Annotated in this window: 15 protein-coding genes; 2 read left to right on the top strand and 13 right to left on the bottom strand. The window is 64.1% G+C overall.

The features are described from left to right. Nucleotides 1-22: 22 nt before the first annotated feature. Genes QH168_RS06935 through QH168_RS06915 form a run of 5 tightly spaced genes read right to left on the bottom strand, consistent with a single transcriptional unit; the run spans nucleotide 23 to nucleotide 4,793 of the window. Entirely contained in the window at nucleotides 23-409 is a 387-nt protein-coding gene (locus QH168_RS06935; RefSeq protein ID WP_280233641.1) for a hypothetical protein, read from the bottom strand. After that, on the bottom strand, nucleotides 406-1,146 hold the full coding sequence (locus QH168_RS06930) for a hypothetical protein (RefSeq protein WP_280233640.1): 741 nt from the start codon (nucleotides 1,144-1,146) through the stop codon (nucleotides 406-408). Before QH168_RS06930 ends, QH168_RS06935 begins: the two co-directional genes overlap by 4 nt. Beyond that, nucleotides 1,143-1,487 (bottom strand): YbaB/EbfC family nucleoid-associated protein, encoded by a 345-nt coding sequence (locus QH168_RS06925; protein WP_280233639.1) that lies wholly within the window; start codon nucleotides 1,485-1,487, stop codon nucleotides 1,143-1,145. The genes QH168_RS06930 and QH168_RS06925 overlap by 4 nt, the downstream gene beginning before the upstream one ends. Further along, complete coding sequence (locus tag QH168_RS06920; RefSeq protein ID WP_280233638.1) at nucleotides 1,484-3,004, bottom strand: PPE domain-containing protein; 1,521 nt, start codon at nucleotides 3,002-3,004, stop codon at nucleotides 1,484-1,486. The genes QH168_RS06925 and QH168_RS06920 overlap by 4 nt, the downstream gene beginning before the upstream one ends. Before the next feature lie 25 nt (nucleotides 3,005-3,029). After that, nucleotides 3,030-4,793 (bottom strand): hypothetical protein, encoded by a 1,764-nt coding sequence (locus QH168_RS06915; RefSeq protein ID WP_280233637.1) that lies wholly within the window; start codon nucleotides 4,791-4,793, stop codon nucleotides 3,030-3,032. 1,687 nt (nucleotides 4,794-6,480) lie between these two features. On the opposite strand from QH168_RS06915, the gene QH168_RS06910 reads away from it, so the two are divergent. Beyond that, nucleotides 6,481-7,578 (top strand): DUF4226 domain-containing protein, encoded by a 1,098-nt coding sequence (locus tag QH168_RS06910; protein ID WP_280233636.1) that lies wholly within the window; start codon nucleotides 6,481-6,483, stop codon nucleotides 7,576-7,578. Between the two features lie 2 nt (nucleotides 7,579-7,580). Continuing rightward, nucleotides 7,581-8,807, top strand: coding sequence for a transglycosylase SLT domain-containing protein (locus tag QH168_RS06905; protein ID WP_280233635.1), 1,227 nt, complete (start codon nucleotides 7,581-7,583; stop codon nucleotides 8,805-8,807). A gap of 15 nt (nucleotides 8,808-8,822) precedes the next feature. Here the strand turns inward: QH168_RS06905 and QH168_RS06900 are convergent, their stop codons facing one another. The 8 genes from QH168_RS06900 to QH168_RS06865 form a co-directional block, all read right to left on the bottom strand. Continuing rightward, nucleotides 8,823-9,716, bottom strand: coding sequence for a hypothetical protein (locus tag QH168_RS06900; protein ID WP_280233634.1), 894 nt, complete (start codon nucleotides 9,714-9,716; stop codon nucleotides 8,823-8,825). A 32-nt stretch (nucleotides 9,717-9,748) separates the two neighbouring features. Continuing rightward, a complete protein-coding gene (locus QH168_RS06895; protein WP_280233633.1) occupies nucleotides 9,749-12,196 on the bottom strand; it encodes a hypothetical protein in 2,448 nt (815 codons plus the stop codon). Continuing rightward, nucleotides 12,193-14,718 carry an ATP-binding protein gene (locus QH168_RS06890; protein WP_280233632.1) on the bottom strand — a complete coding sequence of 842 codons (2,526 nt, stop codon included), beginning with the start codon at nucleotides 14,716-14,718 and terminating at the stop codon, nucleotides 12,193-12,195. The genes QH168_RS06895 and QH168_RS06890 overlap by 4 nt, the downstream gene beginning before the upstream one ends. Further along, nucleotides 14,718-15,227 (bottom strand): hypothetical protein, encoded by a 510-nt coding sequence (locus QH168_RS06885; RefSeq protein WP_280233631.1) that lies wholly within the window; start codon nucleotides 15,225-15,227, stop codon nucleotides 14,718-14,720. Before QH168_RS06885 ends, QH168_RS06890 begins: the two co-directional genes overlap by 1 nt. Further along, nucleotides 15,227-15,487 carry a hypothetical protein gene (locus tag QH168_RS06880; protein WP_014349609.1) on the bottom strand — a complete coding sequence of 87 codons (261 nt, stop codon included), beginning with the start codon at nucleotides 15,485-15,487 and terminating at the stop codon, nucleotides 15,227-15,229. The genes QH168_RS06885 and QH168_RS06880 overlap by 1 nt, the downstream gene beginning before the upstream one ends. Before the next feature lie 19 nt (nucleotides 15,488-15,506). Next, on the bottom strand, nucleotides 15,507-16,505 hold the full coding sequence (locus QH168_RS06875) for a conjugal transfer protein (RefSeq protein ID WP_280233630.1): 999 nt from the start codon (nucleotides 16,503-16,505) through the stop codon (nucleotides 15,507-15,509). 66 nt (nucleotides 16,506-16,571) lie between these two features. Next, nucleotides 16,572-17,693: a GAF domain-containing protein gene (locus QH168_RS06870; protein ID WP_280233629.1), complete on the bottom strand. Its 1,122-nt coding sequence runs from the start codon at nucleotides 17,691-17,693 to the stop codon at nucleotides 16,572-16,574. A 338-nt stretch (nucleotides 17,694-18,031) separates the two neighbouring features. Beyond that, complete coding sequence (locus QH168_RS06865; RefSeq protein WP_280233628.1) at nucleotides 18,032-18,922, bottom strand: ROK family protein; 891 nt, start codon at nucleotides 18,920-18,922, stop codon at nucleotides 18,032-18,034. Nucleotides 18,923-18,931: the final 9 nt, after the last annotated feature.

The following is an 18,931-nucleotide window of genomic DNA, read 5'->3' as shown; positions in this document are numbered from 1 at the left end:
TTCTCGGCAGTGTGAGCCGGTGTCATTGCGCACGACCCAGCTCGGCGCTCTCCTGAGCGCGATAGGCGGCCTCGGTGGGCAGATCGAACGCGTCGACCGTGTAGGGGCTGGCCCCGTTGTACTCCATTTCGGCGCGGAGGCCGACGCGAGATTTGAGGTGTGCCAGCCGAGCGACCCGCAGCACTTCCGCCGACAGCCACGCGTCCCCGTTCTCACGCGCCTCGTCGGTGAGGTGCAGCCCGACGATCTCGCCGTCGCGGTTGCAGGCGACACCGACACTGTGATCGAGATTGACCACTTCGTAGATCATGTTCTGCCAGTTGGGAGCGGCCGGGGCCTCGCCGGGATCGTAAGCGTCCGTATCGAAGTCGTCGACCTCATGTAGATCGGTGGGATTCGGCTGGGTCATCGGTTGATCTCCGGGGGTCGTTCGGCGGTGCCTGCGGCCACCACCGAGGCGGGCGATGCGGTGCTGGGGCCGGGCTCGGCAGGTGCGTCCAAACTGGCGGCCAGTGCCGACCAGGTCGTCTCGTCGATCGTCATGACCAGACTCAGCGGCCAGCACCGGGTGCCGAGGTACATCTCGCCGGTACCGTCCAGTGCCATCTCGAGCCGGTCGGCGGACTCGCCGGCTGCATCCAGGGTGACGGTGGTGACGGGCGGGCGCTGATCATCGATGTGGATGATCGGCGCGCCACCGCCGGGGAAGAAGCCTCGGCGGCACCGCGGACTGTCGCCGATGGCGACGGCGGGGCTGTTGGTGGTCACCGTGATCTCCGGATCGAGCAGCAACTGCATCACCCAGGAGCGCGCGGCGCCCACCGGATCGTCGGCACTGATCGCGATCGCGAGATAGGCGGACAGGTCGACGACCAGAATCGCCTGGGCCGTGGTGATCCCGACGACCACCAATCGGTGCGCGGGCTGACCCGGCGGCGGCAGCTCGTCGGCGGACATGGTCAGCACCTGCGAGCCCGCTCCGGTGCTCGCGACCGGATGAGCGGTCACGGTTCCGGTGGACACCTCCACGGTGAAGGCGCCGAACGGACCCGCGGCATGCCCAGCGGTCCCGGCCAATCGGCTGAGACCTTCGTCGTGCAGCCAGCGCACGGCTTCACCCGCACTGACCGCATCGGTTTGCGTCACGACACCGACCCCGGCGCGGCGGGAACCGCTTCCGTCTCATCGGAATCCAGCGGACCGTCCATGACGATGCGGTACTGCCGTCCGGCGTCAGCGGTGCTGTCGCGGATGGCGGCCATGATCTCGTGCGTGAGTTCGGCGCTGTCGAACCGGTCGACGGTCCCCGGCGCCAGATAGAGCCCGGTCAACCGGCCCATGGCATCCACCTCGGGAATGACGGCTCCGCTCGGCGACGGTCGCCGGGCGCGGATCGCGTCGATCTTCTCCCGCATATCGGCAATACGATGCCGCAGGTTGCGCGCCATATCGAGTGCGGCCTGCACATCGGGGTGGATATCGCTCATGCGGAACCTCCGGACTGTGACGAATACTGATTGCCCCCACCTGAATTCGGTGTCGGCGGTGTGACGCTCGGCGCTACCGTCGGCCGCTCGCCGATCACCATCTCGGTGTGCGGCGTGTCGTCGACGTACATCAGACGGTCCGGATGCCAGGCGACGACGCGATTGCGGTCATCACCTCCGCCCCCGGCCCCCGCACCCGCACCCGGCGCCATCGGCATCATCGGCATCATCGGCATGCCGGCGCCACGCGCAGCGGTGTTGCCCGATGCCGAGGACGCAGTAGGCACCGCATCGATCACCGGCGCGCGCGGCAGGCTCTGCGCACCCGCCGGTGCCGCTGCGGGGGTCAGCGGCACCGGCGGCGCGACCATCGATGAATCGGCGAAGCCGCCGCCCGCAGCGCTTCCGAATCCGCCACCGCCTCCCCCCATCCCCCCGAACCCGCCTGGGGAACCGAATCCGGTGTAGTCGTCGTACAACTCGTCGCCGAGGGCATAGTCGTCTAGATATTCCTGCGCCGACTGGTCCAACGGCAGCCCGCCCATGGAGGACATCGCGTTCATCATCGCGGACATCATGTTCGCCATCATGCTGGGATCCATCTCACTGCCGGAGCCCTCGCCGCCGGAGCCTTGTCCGCCCTGCTGACCAGTCTGACCTTGTACAGCGTCACCAGCTGCGGCCGCCTCACTGGGCACCTGGGTGCTCGTAGCTGCCTCATAGTCCCCGATAGCCCAAGCCGACTGTATTTTCTGGTCTTCGAACTTCTTCAGCGCCGCCGCTTTCCAGGCTCCGTCTTTCGAGCGCATTGCCGCAAGCAATTCCTTACGAGCGGCCTCGATCTCCTCTGGAGTGGGATGGGTCGACTTCGCATTGCGGAACGCTTGACCGTATGAGTCGACGGAATCGGCGAGCATCGTCATCCCGGTCACCAGACGGTCGAGCCAGCCTTGGTATCGAGTGAGATTTGTGGCGGCCTTCTCACCCACCGGCGTCCAGTGGCTCATTGCCGAGGACGCGTTGTTCACCACCTGGTTCGCGATCGGGAATACATCCCGCGTGAAACCGCGTAAGGCGTTGGCGAATTCGTGTGCCGGGCCCGGGCCCGGGCCGGCACGCAAACCGTGCGCGAACGTCAAGGAGTCGACCGGTCCGGATGGTGGCGCGGTGAGCGCGGGCGGGATCCGGTGCGGCAACGGTTGCGGCTCGCCCACTGGATCGGCCACGAGATCAGCGCCCGATCCGTTGATCGCACGTGCACCGTCGTCATCGGCGAGGCTGTAATTCGCGGCGGACGTGCCGATCTTGTGGGCCTCGCGTGCCACGGCGTTCAGCACATCGATCGTCCCGTTCAGCAGTGCTGCGGCCTGGGTATTGAGGCGGGGAACAACCCCGGAGGAAATCGGGTCGGCCCCTGCGGGCGTCACCCAACCGGGCGGCAGTGCACGAGCGGTTTCACCCGCCGCCGTCGACAGCGCGGAGGCCGCGGCCACGAGCGCGCCGGGATCGACATTCAAAGCCATCGATATCTCCTCTCACCCATTACGCCACCACAGTCGGCTGCTGGTCGGCGGTGACGGGCGCCCCGCCACCGGCACCGGCATCCGCGGACGGCACCGCATCGACCCCGTTCGGATGGAAGAAGCCGTTGAAGGCGCCGTATGGCCCGTCGTCCTTCATCATGTCGCCGGTGACGATTTGCAGTTCGCCATTGGCGATGATCTCCAAGGTATCCGTCGAACCTGCCGAAGCATCAGTACTGATGGCGGGCGCGGCGTCCGCACCGCCCTCGCCCTTGGGCCAGACGACCACGATGGCTGTGCCGTCCTTCCAACTGACCACATCGCCCGCGCTCAACTTGCTCGGATCGATACGCATACCGATCTTCTTGTCGTCGTTCCACTTCGCCGCCGTATTGGCATAGGCGGCCTTGGCATCGATGCCCTTCTTGTTGGCGACCGCGGCGGTCATTCCGCTGTGCACCACCGGCGACACCATCAATGGCGGACGACCGGGGAAATCGAACTGCACCTTTCCGTCCGCGTTCGGAACCGGACCCGGCGTCTGTCCGGGAGGCGGTGTACCGGCGCCGGGCGCTGCGGTCACATTCGGATTCGGGCCCACATGTTGCGCGTTCGCGGCGCCGGGGTTGGCCCCTGGCGCCTGCGCTGCCACCTGCTGCGCGGCAGATCGCGGCGGCACGATATCGCGCGGCTTGTCCCGGTGTGAATCCAGCTCCTCGCGGCGCCGCGCCAGATCCCGGTCCAACTCGTTGCGCCGCGCCATCTGGTCGTTCATCCCCGGGAAACCCATGCCCATTCCGGGCATTCCCATACCGGGCATGCCCATACCCATTCCAGGCATTCCTCCCATCCCCATACCAGGCATACCGCCGAGCCCGGACGGTGGCGAGGAAATCGGCGGATTCACCCGAGGCGGTGTGCCGGCAGGGGGTGTTGTGGTCGGGGGCTTGATATCGGAAACCGGCGGTTTGATCCCGGACACAGGCGGTTTCGTATCCGGCGGGGTGATGGTGCCCGGCGGGTTGATCGTGCCAGGACGCTGGGGGTCGGTTATGGAGCCCGGCTGCTTCGGACCGTTGTCGTTCACCCAGGCTGGTGGGTATTGGTTGGGGTTATTCGGGCCGGGGGTGTTCTGGCCGGGGATGTTCTGGCCGGGCACATACGGGCCGGGAACATACGGGGTTTTGAACTTCCCGAGTGCGTCGGCGAGAGCCTTCGACTGCGCCTCACTCTGCTTTTTGAGAGCCGCCTCAGTTTCTTTCCGCATTTTTTCGACTATGTCAGTCGAGGCATTATATAGTTCTCGAGATTTTTCTTGTACGGCCGCACGAACCGCATCCACGGCTTCTAGTGAAGCTCCGACATGCTGGATGAAGGTCGGTCCGTCCGTAACGTACATGACCTCCTGATTGACCCTGTCCACGACATCGAGAATGTGCTCTCTACCAAATTTGGTCACGTTCTCCTTGGCGTCGGCCGCGACCACCTTCTGCCCTTGCGCATACTTATTGAGCGCGTCCGCCCTGGTACGAAAGCTGTCCGCGGCCGCTATGTACGCCTGAAGGTTCGATGCGGTGCTGGCGGGTGCGGGGACGGTGGGCAGACTGGGTATCTCCATATCCGCAGGCTCACCCTCGCCCATGATCAGGTTGGCTATGTCGAGAAAGTCGACGAAAGAGGCTGCCTCTTCGTTTGTTGCCGCGCTCCCGGCCGCAACGTCGTCGCCCGCATCGTCATAATCGTCGACCGTAGGTTTTTCGTCGACCGAAGATTCATCCGCCACAGAACCGCACCCTAACTACCCGTCGTGAATCAAGCCGGTGTGGTCGACCCCGTCGTCTTAGGTCCGGCGTACCATGCTTTCAACGTGTCAGGTATCGATTTCGGCATCAGTAGAAATCCTGACTCCTGCCATGAATCGGCAGTGCTGTTCGGCGTAGCCTTGAAACCGGGCATATTCCTCACGGATGACTTCGCGTGGCCCCCAACGTATTCGAAGCCCATCCCGCCATTCTCGCCGGGTACTCGCGGAGCGCTCCCTCCCGTCGGGACCGAGCCACCGAGCGCCTTGCTGGTGTAGTACCCGGCTGTAGAACCCACGCCACTTGCGGCCGCATAGCCCAGCCCCGACCTGCGCAGCCCCTTATCGGGGAGCTTCCACCGCAACCCATTGGCACCCGGATTGAATGTGTTACGCCAAGAATCCTTGCGATTTCTGGCCAGGTTCGACCTTTCCGCCCTCCGCGCAGCAGCGTTGCCTCCACGCCGAGTTGCACCCCACTTCCCTCCCCGCAGCAGCGGAGTCGACGCATTGGCGGGGAGCTTGTAGTTTTCTTTGGCGGTCTTTCCGGCTAGCGCCGCAGCTTTACCTTCGGCCCCGCCCAGGAACCCCGCCCTGGATCCGGCACCTCCACCGAAGCTCTTGGCACCGATACTGGACAACGCGGCGGCGCCAAGCGTCGACCATCCCGGTTTCCCGTTCTGAACGATATCCGCGACAGCTCCGCCCAGACTGGCACCGATCCTGGCGCCGATCGGCCCGCCGACCCAAGCACCTACTGCTCCACCCGCAAGTGGTAGGGCAACACCGGCCGCGGCGACGGCCGTCTTCTTGATCCACGAACCAAACCCACCAAGCATCAGATGCCTCCACACTCAGCCGGCAGCCACGACACATTCGCACCCAGGTCGTCAAGCTGACCCAAGAGCACGCTGGACGATACCGAGGCAGTCAGGAACCTCGACCCCACACGCTTGCGATCATCCATGCGCCATATACCCTTCCGAACTCCCCCATTGTCAAAGATCCCCAGCACTGGGAAACTCTGCGGCATACACACAGGCGAGGATGGTTCGAAGAACACGCCACCGTGCGCGGCGATGAGCCTGGCCGCGGCTCACCCAGCCACCGACGGACATGGGAGGACTGCCGGAATGGACCTCCACCGATGGAGACCTGGCGCCGAGCACCGGAATCCACGCTTGTATAGCCACTTTCACCCGGGTGGCCCACGATGACCAGCGCAGAAGTATGGCCGGCAGCCGAGGTGCTGTCCGCGGACGGCGAACACACCACCGATCGAGCCTCCGAGACATCGGACCCCTGGACGACGCGGTCCGACCGACCTCGTGCCGGAATAAACGTACGACCGGCATCGGTCGGCACTGGTGGACCGTCTGCGAATACGTCGACATCGTCCGACGGTTCGAGTGCCGGACGAGGTACATCGGTATCGGCCACGCCACGGGAGAATTCATCACCGTCAGCTTCGCTACCTACCGGAACAGGGGCGGTCCCGACGGCAAGCACGGTAGCGGCACCCTTCTCCTCGGATCCACCGTCGACCGAAGCGGCCCGTGCGCTGGGGCCCGCCGCAACACGGCAGCCGGCAATCGAGCGAGAGAACTCATCACCGGATGAGCCGGATGCGCTGGCGCAACTCGAACCTGCCTTGTCCGCAGGCGCACAGATGCTGCCGATGCTCGCGTCTGCGTTGTCCGGGCTGGCAAACGGCAACGGTGGTGCCGAGCCGACATCCGGCACATCGGCATCGACGCCGGGTACCGCAGTGCAGGATGGTAAGCCAGGTGAGCGCTCCCGCGACGCACCGACTGGAGCCCCGTCGGCTGCCGGTACCAGTGACGCCGAAGCTGCTACCGATGGTGTCGCGGGCACCCTTTCGCCCGCAGCACAGCGCGCAATCAAAGCGCTGCGGCTATTGGCAGCCGCCTACGGTGACGGCAACCCGACCGATCCCGAGGTCATCGAGCTACGAAAGATGTTGGGCCTCACTCCTGGCAGCGGCGGCGCCGTCACCGGCAGCCGGGCGCAACAACTGTTCCAGCAGACTGCTGCGACCGCCTTCAACAACCTCGACAATCAACTCGCCCAGTACGTGTCCGGCCTGGCCGGCAATCACAAGGTCGATCAGAAGAAGCTCACCGAACTCATTCGCCAGGTCAATGTCGCGCTCGCCGAACTCGGACCGCACGCCTACACCCGGGAGGGTCAGGCGAAGGTCCACCAGATCCTGACCGCCGCATTGCAGAAGGCCCACACCATCGTCTCGGCCGGCCAGTCCGCGACCAAAGACATGGCGGCGCAGGTCCAACGCCTGACCAGTCAGTACCTCTGGAACATCAACGGGCAGCAACCACCGTCCAGTGGCTACAACTCTGGATACGCGACAACCGGATACAGTCCCTCCAGCGTGGGACAGGGCGGATCCATCGAGCAATGGATCCAGCAGGCCATGGGGATTCTCGGCTTGTCGGGCGCCAACAATGCCGACGCGATCAGGATTATGGCGCAGCACGAGTCGACCAACAACCCGAGAGCTATCAACCTGTGGGATGACAATGCCAAGAGGGGAACTCCGTCGAAGGGGTTGTTGCAGACCATCGACCCGACGTTCCAGCAATACAAAGTGCCCGGCTACGACGACATCTGGAATCCCGTCCACAACATTATGGCTGGGGTGCGCTACGCGATTTCCCGATACGGTTCGTTGGACAATGTCCCCGGCGTCAAGGCAGTACGCGCCGGTAAAGCTCACGTAGGGTACTGACCGTGGCAGTGCCCACCGTCGATACCGGCCCCGCCGATCCGACACCGGGCCGGCGAGAACGGCGCCGCTCCGGCGGCAAAGGTGCCACACCTTCCCGAACGCCCGCCAAAGCCCCGGGCTTCACCGCAACCAGCTCCGGCCCGACCTCCGCTAAAGGCGGAACACCGCCCGGCGGCACTTCCACCCCGGCATCACCGTCCTCCGCACCAGGTTTCGGCCCCTCGGCAGGCGAGTCCCGGCCCGGCGCCGTCGCACCGATGGGTGGCGCCGATACCGGCGCCGCCCTGCCCGCGGCCCTGGCAGCGATGGCCGCGCCAGCGATGGCCGCTCTCGCCTCGATCTCCGGCCGCTACGGTGACGGCGCTCCGTCCACCAACACCGGCCAGCCATACGCACCACCGGTCGTCGGTACCGGCGCACCGACCGGTCCGTTGCGCATGGGCGGCGATATGGGTGAGCAGTACGGCGTCCGCCAGGGAAATACGTCCCGTCAAGTCGAAGCACTGGGCAGTTTGAACGTCGAACTCGAGCGGATCCTGAACGATGCTGCCGGTTCGACCACGCACGGCCGTGCGGCCATCGGCACCATCATCGCCGAGGTCAACACGGCATTGACCGCACTCGGACCGGTGGCGGATACCCCAGCGGGACAACAGATGGTGATCGCCACGCTCGGCTCGGCCTTACAACGAGCCGGCAGCGTTCTGGGACAAGGCCAGACCAGCGCCGCCATTTCCGCCGATCGAGTGGCTGCTCTCGCGGGCCGCTACCTGCGAGAGTCGCGACCGCAGCCGCCCGCTCCGCGGCGGCGACACCGAACACGGCCGGGCCGTGGCGGCGCCGGCACGGGTCCGCCCCGGACGCTGCCCCCCGGCCAGCAGAGTCAGTGGATCGAAGAGGCCATGAGGGTGCTCGCAGCGGAAGGCTACGACACAAGTCAGATCGATCGTTCCGCCATCGCGGCGATCATCCAGCACGAGTCCAGCGGCAACCCGAACGCGATCAACCTGTGGGACAGCAATGCGGCAGCAGGGATCCCGTCGAAGGGGCTGATGCAGACCATCGACCCCACATTCAACGCGTATTCGCTACCGGGGCACCGCGATATCTGGAACCCGGTCGACAACATCATCGCCGGTGTGCGCTACTCGATCGACCGGTACGGTTCGGTCAGTAACGTGCCGGGTATCGCGAGCATGCGTGAAGGTGGTGCGTATATGGGCTATTGAGTCACGGTGCGCTGGTCAGTTCTCCGCGCCGTCGAGGACGCGTTTGGCGCGAGCATCGCTGTCGGACGGAATATCGAGCACCGCGAATTCACCAGTGGTCGGGTCAGCGGCGACCACGCGTATACGACCCGCCGCGAACTCGCCCGTGTCCGCGTCGGTGGCGTCGACAAGCGCGTGTTCCACTGCGATCCCCACCCGGGTGGGCTCCTTGTCCCGATAGCTCCAGAAGACCAGATCACCGGGCGAGACGGCGGCGAGACGTACGCGCTGGCCACACATCCCCTGCCCGGCGACGGTATTGGGCAGATAGACTATCGCCTGCTGGGCGGTCTGATCGCAGGAGCCGACCGGTCCTGTGTACCCGGGCTCGGCCGGCGGCGCGCCAGCATCGGTCGAACGGTCGACCGGGACGACACAACTCCCGATCGACGCCGCCGCGGAAGCCTCGTAGATCACGTCCCGAACCATTTCTGTCGGCGCCGAGCTCGATCCATCTGACCGCCTGCCCACCTGTGCGTAAGCCAATTCGCGGGCGCAGTCGACAGCGAAGCCGGTATTCGTCTTTCGCAATGCCGGCCCCTGTAGGGGTGGGGACGCGGACGATATCGCAGACATGCAGGAGCGCTGGTAGTCCGACACCCGAGTATCGTCCGGCGGGAGGGTCATCGACACCAACGGATTGGTGGAAGGCACGTCGGAGGGATCCCATTCCTCGTCGGAATCACAAGGTGTGGAACCAGGAGTCGTGGTGATGGTGGCCGAAGGATCCGGTCCTATCGCGCTGTCACATTGGCAGTTGAAGAACTGCTGGCCGGACGAATCGCTGGCTCCGGTGAATCCCGCAATTATTACGAGAAAGAACCCGATAACGGCAACCACCGCGCTCGCCGCCCACGCGATGATTTTCATACAGTAGTTCGACCACCCTTCCGTTACAGCTTCTACCGCGGCGGCGCCAGGTCCGCACCGGTCGCACCTTCGCCTTGAGTATGGCGCTCAAAGGATCGGGCGTCACTGATATGGCCACGAAGGGCCCGGACATCGGGATGCAGCGGACGACTGCTACCGACCCCGCCTCTAGGCATTGCGGCAGCAGCCTGAATCTGATCAAGCGGAGTTGCCAGGAGTGTATCGACACCTTTGAGGATATCCATCGCATGACCGTTGGCGATCCAATTCAGTGTTCGCTCGGCCCCACGGTTGTCATCCTTGGTGTGATTCGGAAGCGGGTTGCCATCGGCGTCGACTCCGTCGGCTTCCTGCTGTAGCCGCTTTACCTGCCAACTCGAAGGATGGTTGACGTAATCGTTTGCATCAGCCAACTGTTCGGGCGTCAACGAAACACCGCCGATTCGCTGGGTGCGAAGGTCCACGGCAGCCATTTCCAAGGCATACAAGTTGGCTTCGGTCGGATTGTTCTCGAAAGCCCGGTGCAATCCCTCGACGGCGGCCAGCGGCTTGAATTTCGCTGGTTCTTCGGCTGCCTTGTCCTGCCCATGCTTGTGGGCGGCGATGGCGTCCTGCATGATCTTCTGATCGGTGAAACCGGCCATGGTGAGCGCACCCATCATGTCGCCGTCCATGGCACCCCTGCCTGCCGCCCACCGGATAGCGATCGCGGCACCGCGTGCGGTGTCGACTCCGCTGGGGATATCAACACCGAGCGGTGTCCCGAGAGCCTCGGTCGAATTGAACCCACGGATCCGTGAAGACGAGTGTAATTCGAGACCTTCCTTCGCCGCCTCGGCGAACTGAAGTCTACTCATATAGCTGGCTGGCAGCGCTTCCATCATATGCGGCTGAGAATATCCGTACGCCATCACCCTTCGCTGGGTCTCGGCCATTTTCGCCAACGGGTTCATCGGGTTGAGGCGTCTTGTCAACCATGCAGTCGCCGGCGAGCTGTTTATTGTGGACAGCACACCCATACCAGCCAGAATCGCATGGGCGGGATGCAGGGAATTGCTGACGCCCGCAGCCCCCATTCCCGAGCCACCGGACCCACTACCTCCACCCGCACTGATCGCGTGCCCGCCGCGCATCACGGCCGAGAACCGGTCGGCGATCCACTCGTTGCCTCGGGTCAAGCTGTCATTCAGTCGATTTACCTGGATAACACCGACGACCTGAATCGTTGCTCCGACGCACAGAACCACGATCACCTGGCCACCGGCCTGGTTGAAGACCTTGCCGATAATCAACTCGTACAGGCTCAGGGCGATCGTATTTACGGCCATCCTGGCACCGGCAATCATAGCATCCGCACCGTTTCGTACCGTAAAAGTCTGCGTCGGTCCATAAATGAACCCACCCGCCGCCAGCCCGAAGATCATCATGAAACCGTGATAGATCGCGTCGAGCCCCGCCCAGATGATCCGGACTGCCAATACCACCGCAAAGTACAGCAGGATGATCGATGACAGCAGGATGAGCAGGCCAGCGCCGATCTGACCGAAAGTGGGCTCCTCCGTCATCGCATACGCGACGCCACCATCACCGCAGCTCTCCAACTGATCCCGCAATTCGTCACCATTGCCGGATATCCCGGCCGACCATGCGGCCCGGCACCCGGGATACTGATCTATCACATGGCCGAAATTCCAGACCTGCAATGGCTTCCGGGCGAAATTATCGACCATATCGGTCTGCAAGGTCGCCACGAGCTGGTCTGGATTGATAGCACTATTGCCGTGCAAACCTGCTGCGACCGATAGCCCGACGTCTCGGCCGGTCACCAGCACACCGTGCGACGACAGGATTTCGGCCAACGGGTTGGCGAGGAAGATGGGTCCGAGCATCGCGACAGCGACCATTGTCACCACCTGCGCCGTCGCTTTCGCCGGCTGTTGGCGGACAATGAACACGGCCACGATGACGCCACCGATCGTCACTGCCGTGACCAGCATGATCGGCGTGGCAATCTGGTCGGTGAAACTGCTGGCAACGCCGGTCATCACGCCGCCGATCAAGTCGAGCCAGACGAAGCTCAACACCCACCCGACCAACCAGATCGACCCACCTACGATCACGATCCATCCGGAAAAGATCACGCCGATCACGATGCCGAGCCCCACATTGATCGGGTTGAAGAGGGCTATCCCGACATTAACGATGAAGCCGTAGTCGGCTAGATTCACGCCATCCGAGTCGTGTACCTGCAACGCGTTCAGCGCGGTGTTGGTGCCCGAACCTGCTGCCAGATTGCCCGTTCCCGCCGTCGCGACAGCACCGACAACACCGGGAAAGACGAACAAAACGAACAAGGCACCGAGCAGCCACACCGTCCAGCGCCTGCGCCGGGTGGCGCCGATCCACTCCCGGCAGCGTGCGGCGACCGCACGTGGGCGCCAACGGTCCGAATCCCAGTTCGCGACGTCCCAACCGGTCATGGAGCGGCCTGATGTTCCAGCGCAATCATCGGTTTGGACCCTGATGCACTCGGGGTGCTCGTAATGGCCGCTGCCCGATCCGGGCGCGCAGGCCCGAGGACCTTGCCCCGACCGATGCGGTTCAGCGCGTCCCGCATGAACATCTCGCCGCGGCGTTCTTCCGGAACCTTACGTCCCGGCCCGATCGGGGGCGAGGTCTCCTCACGCAGCACCTGCAACATGAACGGCGCCTCTTCCAGATCCACGCCGACCCACTCCAGGCTGTTGCGCGCCAGTGTCTCGTCACGCTGCCGGAAGACGAAGCGGTTGGGAATGAGATTGTGTGCCGCGCCTTGGAAATCGGTGGCGGGATCATGGGAAGCGAGTCCGATGGCAGCCAGATGCTTTCGTCCATCACGGCTGAAGTCCGACGTAACTGCCGCACCTACTTGGGTCTGGGTGAAATGGTGCGCCTCGTCGCCGACGAGTAGCCCGAAACGCCCATTGTCGGAGAGGAACGCCTCCCTGGCCGCGACACCGACCAGCTCGTACAGCGCTGTTCCCAATCGTTTGGTCAGGGGCAGTCGGTTGTACAGGTGCGGGGTGGTGAGTTCCTCCGCCGTCGGCAGCGCGAGTTTGTGGCTGCGCACCACGGTCGCCGCCGCATCCAGCCGCAGGGGCGGAAGATCCGGGTCGAACAGGACCGGCACACGATCCACGATCGTGCCGAGGCGCGCTGCCAGATCGGCGTATTCATCGCCGAGGCCAGGATCGTTGCGGAGCTGGCGTGCCACCCGGACCAGATCCAACAGACTGCGAATCCCGTGCTCGGCGATTCCCCTCGGCGTGAGCAAGCTGCTCACCGCCGCGCCTGCACCGCTGGTCGGAGACAGATCGAGCAGCGGAAGAATCGAATCCAGGGCCCGTTCCCCGGCAACGGCGGGAGTGAACAGGCGCAGCGGATCCAGCGAGACCGTCGGGCTGGTCAGGTCGACGATCACCGCATCGTCGATGGTCGACGCGAAATGTTCCCACTCCCCGACCTGACTTCGGTCCAAAGCCAGGAATTGACCGCCCAGGTCGTGCACAAGGACCGCCATGAGCTTCAGAAAGTACGACTTACCCGAACCCAATTCGCCGGTAACCGCGAACGAGGCCGACAAATCGTGCAGCGCCGCTTCCATGATGCCGAAGTGAATCGGCTCGAAGTTACCCGAGAGCAGGTTGACACCGATCACCGGACCGCTGTCGTCGCCGATCTGATTGGTGGTGAACGGCACGAAACCCGCCCACATATCCGAGGGAACGATATGCGCGAAATCATCGTACGCACGCCGCGCCGGACTGCCGGGGATCATCATCGACCACAGGTCGACCTGTGCGCCCACCGGCGCGGTCAGATCGACTTGAAACCGCTTGTAGCGGCGTTTGATCTGGTTGACGGTATCGAGCGTGGTATCACGTGAACCACTACCGACCGCGATGACAGTGGTGAACGATACCTCCGATTCGCCGCCGTTCACCTCGAAGTGATTGTTGTACTCACTGAGTAGTTGAGCCTTCGCCATCAGCGTGTTCTGGGCGAACGAGACCTCCTGGTCCCGCTGATCCATCTGCTCACCCAGCCGCCGCAGACTCAGCTCATTGCTCTTCAGCACCTGATCCGCCGGTCTGGTCGATACCCGGATCCCCCAGTCGACAGTGACGCCGTCGAATCCTTCGAGAAGGTTGAGGAACTCACTTCCGCCAGGGAATGTCATGCCGCCGTAGGGGAATGACTGCGGCGTGAGAATCGTCTGGTAGGAGGGCCAGTTCGGTTCATCGGGTTGGACGACCTTGATCACCGGGCTGAACGAGGGACGCAGTCGGCGACCGCTGTCGGCTTGCGCCCCCTCGTCGAGTGCGGCCGAGCGAAAGACGGCCGCGGTGGTGTCTTCGAGTGCGCCGATCCTGGTCGGTGCGACCGGCTCGATCAGCGCTCCACGCGAGAGATAGTGCTCCCACAGCCACTGGAACAGGGCGCCCGGGACCGGCACGGGATCGAATTCGTCGCCGATTCGGGAAAGGATATCGGAGGCCGTCGAATCGTAGGAATCCATATCCGCACGGGAGATCGCGGACGGGTCGACCGTCGCGCCGCTGTTCCACATGCGTGACAATGCCGATATCGGTGTGCCAACAGTGCCGACCGGTATCGAGAGCATATGGATCCGGGTCCGCGGGCGAATCGCACGTATCCGCTCATACGCTGCGACGGATTCTACGGCGTAGTCTTCATGCTCATCGAGGTCCACCCCCTCGACCATCTTGCTCAGCACATCGCGGGTATTCAGCTGGGCTTGGATACCCAGCAGCAGTGAGCCATCCGGCAAGTTGTTGACCAGCGCATGGTGTGCGAGCTTGACGTCGTGTTTGTCGCTGGATTTACGCAACCCGTAGCCGAGCGGGCTGATGAAGTAGGTCGCGGTGACCAAACCCATTGTGGTGAATTGCAGGTTCCCACGGATCGCGGCGGTAGGTTGCAGATCTTGACCAAGCCCCATCAGGCCACCCCTGCTCCGGAACCATTGACGGGCAGTCCCGCTCGACTACCACCGACAAGTTCTCGCAGCCAGCCACCGGCAGGCAGAGCAGGCTGTGGCCGCTGGCTCGTCGACCGATCGGGTAAGAACACCACCACGGTCTCGGAGACGAAAACAGTATTGCGAGAGGATTCCTCGGTCACCGGCATTCCTGAGGCCGATACAGGCTTACGGATGAAGATCAGGCGGGCGAACCACAATGCGCGCGAAGTGAGCCGGACCCCGGTATAGGGCACCAACCCGAACAGGAATACGGCCAGGATCGCGATCGCCGTACCGGACAGAAAAGTGACCGCCGGATTGACCGGCAGATTCATCGCGCATATACCCGTGACCGCCATGATCGCCACGCCCGCACCGACCTGCGGCAATGTATACGGCCCGAACGGCAGCTTCTGGCCGTTCTGGGCCTTCCCCACCACCACAGGCACACGCTTGATCGGCGTGAATACCTTGATGACCTGAGCCATCAGTATGCGCCCACCGGGGAGTCCGGGACCACTGTGTTCACTTCCCAGCGGGCGTGATTGATCAGAGTCGGCAACAGCCAGATCAGCACACCCGCGAGGATCGCCGAACCGGCGACGGTGAGCACCTTGGCCGGGGACAGTTTGGATTTCGCGCCCTCGCTGATGAGCGTCCCGATGCCGATGATGGCGATCAGGATCAGCCCGGCGGCGCGGACGAATTGCAGGATTACCAGCAGAACGCCGGTGAGATTGCTACCCATTGTGGACTCATTTCGCCGATCACTTGTGCGTCGCTGGCGGTATGGCCGCCGTGCTCGACGGCACTGACGTGGTTGGGCCGGTCGCCTGGTCCTTGGAACCTTCGGCGATCACGGCGAGGGGCTGGGCGAGCGCTGGGACCTGGTCCATGGTCTGGACCTGCCACTGGCCGCCATTGTTGATCATGGTCAGCGGATATTCCAGCGCAGCCACCTCCGTTCCACCCGCGGTCGGCGTGACCGAGGCCAGCACCCGAACTGTTGAACCGCTCTTCCCGCAACTCGTCTCGTCGGCATTGACGGCGGCGACATCCACTTTCGTATACGGTGGCGGCACCAACGCCCCGATTCCCGAACCCAGCGCGATATATCGCGTGATATCGCCTGAGCCGGTGAGATACGCGGAAAGGAATCCGGAGGCCACCGTCGATACCGGCGCGTCGGCCGGGCAGGTGGTGGTGTAGGTGGTGGCCAGATCCAGTCCGCGTCCGGGTGGGGTCACCGCGGCGGGCAGCCCGAGTGCGCGGAGCTTACCATCGGTCAGCGAAACCGCGACCCGGTAGAACTGCCTGGCGCCGACAGCGTTGGCCGGCCCCCCGATCCGGACCGAGACAGTAACCGACCAGATATCCAGTCCGCCTTGCACATCGGTGCGCCGAACGAACGCTACAACCGGGTCCGTCACCTGACGCCCGGTCTTGGGTAGTCGTATCCGCGACGTATCCGCGACGAACTCGGCTAGTCGTTCCTTCTGGCTGTCGTTCGCGCTCAGGTAGGTCACGACGAACTCCTGCGCGAACGTTCCGGCCAGCTGCGCCCGGCCGACGATCGACACCGTCTCCTGCCCACGATCATCGGGGACGGGTTTGGTGAACAGGAAGCTGAAGATCGCGTGCCCACCGCCGAGCACTGCGAGCACCGCGAGCACGGCGATCACCGCGTTGTCGCGGCGGCGGCGCGCGGCCATCCGGCGAAGCAGAGCTTCTCCGGAATCCACCGAGCTACCGGCCTGTGTGCGCACATTCGAAATGGTAGAGAGCATTGCCGATTCCGACCCTTCGGCCATTCCCAGAACTGGGGAGCAGACTCAGAGGGCGCGGCTGTGATCCTGCCTACCCGCCAGCCAGTGGCGCAGTTGATGGTCGTAGCCGATGGGGGTCCGTACCCGGTGCATGGGCAGGCCGTAGCGCGAATCGTCCAACATCGGACGCTCACCGGTGGCACGCACGAGCTGGCCGATGGCCAGATCGCGGTGTCGGGTACCGGGATACGGGTGCAGCAGCAGTGAAGTCGAACGATAGTCGCCGCCGTAGTCGAGCGTGCGCATCGTCAAACCGGCCGATTCACCGGCGTGTAACCGGTCGGCGATCAGCGGCAGCCGAACGCGATCGTCGGGATGGAACACATCCACCGGCCGGAACAGATAATCCCATCGGATCCAGGGCGCCGGGTCGGTCAACCAATGCGCGATGCTGGCGTGCGAGATCTGGATGACGGCCAGATGCGTGCCCGCCCTGCGGTGCGCCTCACGCAACCCCACGTGCTCGAGGTTGGGCGAACCGATCGTGGTGGCGCCCGAGGTGATGTCCTCGATCAGCAACCAGGCGCCGCGCGACTGCGCGTCGACCCTGGCGCGGATGGTGATGAGCAGTTTCGCCGGACCGGACCCACACCGAACGGCGGCCTCGAACTGGAGCTTGTCCCCCGGTTGCGGCGCGTAGAGCATCGAGAGCACCTCGGCATGACGGTCGAATCCCGTGAAGCGTTGGAAGACCTCGGCGAGCGATACCCGCGGCACATATTCTTCGGCGACCATACCCGGCAATCCGGAGATGCCGTTGGGCTGGCAGATCATCTGGGCATCCAGATCCCAGCTCACCCCGACCGCGGCACGCAGCTCGGGCACCTGCTCGGAACCGGGGCCGATCCAGATACGTAGGGCGTGTACTTGCCGGGCCGGGCCGAACACGGGCTTGATCAGCAACCGGTGTGGGCCGGAGGCGGTCGGGATCGTCAGATCGACGTCCTCGGCGAGCCTCTGCGCCGCGTCGATCGCCTCACCGATACCGCGCGTCGACAAACTGTCGTAGAGCGCGGGAGTTTTCGCCAGTATGCGCTGCAAGACGCGTCTCCACCCGGCAAACCCCCGCGCTTCATCCCCCACCGATGCCACCGTCTGAACGTCCGGCGCCAACGTTTCGACTGTCACCCACGGGATCACTGCGCTACTTCCCTCATCCGACTCGCCAGTACCACGCGCGCACCTCGGATGGACTTCCCGATTGCACCGTTGTCACACTTCACAATGTACCGTTATGTAGCGGGCCGTTGCAACAACCTTCGGGGGTCTGTTCACACAGTCTGCCGCACAACTGGTCGCGAGTGTTGTCGAACGAGTGATTCGCTTCGACCTACCCGGCGCGCCGGAGCGTCGAAGTGCGCGTCGCTGCACCCGACAGCAAGCCGGGTGCAGCGTAGTCAACAGCGCATAACACCTTGCAATTCCGTGTCACGTGACGGAGGAGACAAGGGCGTTCGGGTTATGGATCAACCTTGATCGGCCAGAGACAGCAAGCCTGCGCCGGAGAGGATAGCGTTGTCGCCGAGCTCGGAAGCAATCACGCGCAGCCCCGGCAGAAAGCTGAGCCGCGCGTGAGTAGCGACGGCCGCGTTCATAGGTTTCCACAGTGCCGAGCCGGGCGTGGCGAGACTACCGCTCAGAACCACCAGATCAATGTCCAGCAACGCGGTTACCGAGGAAATTGCCTGTCCAAGAGCAGTTCCGGCTCGGGTCATCGCGGCGACCGCGACCTCATGACCATCACGAGCACTGGCGAGTAGGTCCTCGGTTCCGTCTCCGCTCCACCCATTCGCGCGAGCCCACCGTACCGCCGACTTCCCACCTGCGACCGCTTCCAGACAGCCCCGGCCACCACAATCGCAGACGTCGTCGAAACCGGATACGAGAACGTGGCCGATGTGCCCCCCGTTACCGGTACGCCCCACGATGGTCAACCCACCGACCTGCACGCCGCCGGTGATCCGATCCGACAGCGAGATCGACAATGCGTCGGCAACTTCAGTGGTGCTGCCAAGGTATCGCTCGGCCAGAGCAAGACATACACCGTCGAGGGCGAGTTCGATCGAGGCCCTCGGGAACATCTTCTGCACCGCATCGACAATGGCGAACCCTGACTGCCAGTCCGAAACATTGTTCGGCGCAACGACACCCGCCGTCATGTCGATGGGCCCGGTGGAGCCGATACCGACGCCTACGACGTCGGCACCGTCCGCCACTTCGGTGAGTAGTTCAGCGCACCGCTCCCATGCGGCACGATCCGGCACCGGGATCTCATGGATCTCCACCAGTCCCTCGTCCGGGTCCACGCGAGTGGCCGCGAACCTGGACGTGCCGATTTCCAACGCCACATAGGTCATGAACTACGT

Origin of the sequence: Nocardia cyriacigeorgica, assembly GCF_029868385.1 — a bacterium.
Lineage (GTDB): Bacteria > Actinomycetota > Actinomycetes > Mycobacteriales > Mycobacteriaceae > Nocardia > Nocardia cyriacigeorgica_F.
The sequence above is the reverse complement of the archived record's forward strand: the minus strand, read 5'-3'. Positions and strand labels throughout refer to the sequence as shown.

Coding starts and splice junctions, on each gene's coding strand:
- QH168_RS06890 (WP_280233632.1), bottom strand. CDS start 14,718: ATGGGGCTTGGTCAAGATCTGCAACCTACCGCCGCGATCCGTGGGAAC.
- QH168_RS06900 (WP_280233634.1), bottom strand. CDS start 9,716: ATGAAAATCATCGCGTGGGCGGCGAGCGCGGTGGTTGCCGTTATCGGG.
- QH168_RS06865 (WP_280233628.1), bottom strand. CDS start 18,922: ATGACCTATGTGGCGTTGGAAATCGGCACGTCCAGGTTCGCGGCCACT.
- QH168_RS06885 (WP_280233631.1), bottom strand. CDS start 15,227: ATGGCTCAGGTCATCAAGGTATTCACGCCGATCAAGCGTGTGCCTGTG.
- QH168_RS06910 (WP_280233636.1), top strand. CDS start 6,481: ATGCTGCCGATGCTCGCGTCTGCGTTGTCCGGGCTGGCAAACGGCAAC.
- QH168_RS06895 (WP_280233633.1), bottom strand. CDS start 12,196: ATGACCGGTTGGGACGTCGCGAACTGGGATTCGGACCGTTGGCGCCCA.
- QH168_RS06935 (WP_280233641.1), bottom strand. CDS start 409: ATGACCCAGCCGAATCCCACCGATCTACATGAGGTCGACGACTTCGAT.
- QH168_RS06925 (WP_280233639.1), bottom strand. CDS start 1,487: ATGAGCGATATCCACCCCGATGTGCAGGCCGCACTCGATATGGCGCGC.
- QH168_RS06880 (WP_014349609.1), bottom strand. CDS start 15,487: ATGGGTAGCAATCTCACCGGCGTTCTGCTGGTAATCCTGCAATTCGTC.